At 42.8% G+C, this 830-nt stretch carries 1 protein-coding gene; it reads left to right on the top strand.

All coding sequences use genetic code 11. The features are described 5' to 3' along the window. A partial coding sequence (locus tag FPG59_RS16845; protein WP_176330790.1) for an Ig-like domain-containing protein occupies positions 1-830 on the top strand: 830 nt, incomplete at both ends.

Below are 830 nucleotides of genomic sequence, written 5' to 3'. Positions count from 1 at the left end.
TTGAAGGAGATGCTGTAGTATTCAACTTCACGTTGAGCAACCCATCTGCGGTAGATACCACCTATACGTTCACTTTGACCAATGGAACCGCAGGAAGTGCTGATTACACTACAACAAGCATTACCGTAACAGTTCCAGCAGGAGCAACCACGGGAACGGTAAGTGTACCCACTACAGCAGACACTATTGATGAAGCAGACGAAAGCTTTAGCATTAGCAGCGGAGCAGTAAGTAGCACGGGAATAATTTTAGATGATGATGTTACACCAATAGCTACCAACGACGTTGTAACAACAGATGAAGACACACCTGTTACAATTAATGTAACGACTAACGATACTGATGGTGACGGTACCATTGATGTTACTACAGTAGATTTGGATCCTGCTACAGCAGGTATACAAACCACATTCACGGTAGCAGGAGAAGGTACCTATACGGTAAATAATTTAGGAGTAATAACCTTTACACCGGTATTGAACTATAATGGTACTACTACAGCAATCACTTACACCGTAAACGACAATAGCGGCATAGTATCGAATAGCGCTACTTTGACCATCATCGTTAATGCAGTAACTGACCCATTAGTTGCCAGTAACGACCCTCTTCCATCAACAGGAGGAAATGTAACAGCAAACGATACTTTAAATGGAGTACCGGTAACTACAGCTAATACCGATGTAACGCCAGTAACAAATGGTCCATTGAGTATTGATTCCGATGGAAATTTAACAGTAGCGCCAAACACCCCAAATGGTACGTACACCATCACGTATGAAATTTGTGAAGCAGGAGCTGTACCCGTAAATTGTACCACAGCTACGGTC

The organism is Flavobacterium sp. FPG59, assembly GCF_002150205.1.
Classification (GTDB): domain Bacteria; phylum Bacteroidota; class Bacteroidia; order Flavobacteriales; family Flavobacteriaceae; genus Flavobacterium.
The sequence above is the reverse complement of the archived record's forward strand: the minus strand, read 5'-3'. Positions and strand labels throughout refer to the sequence as shown.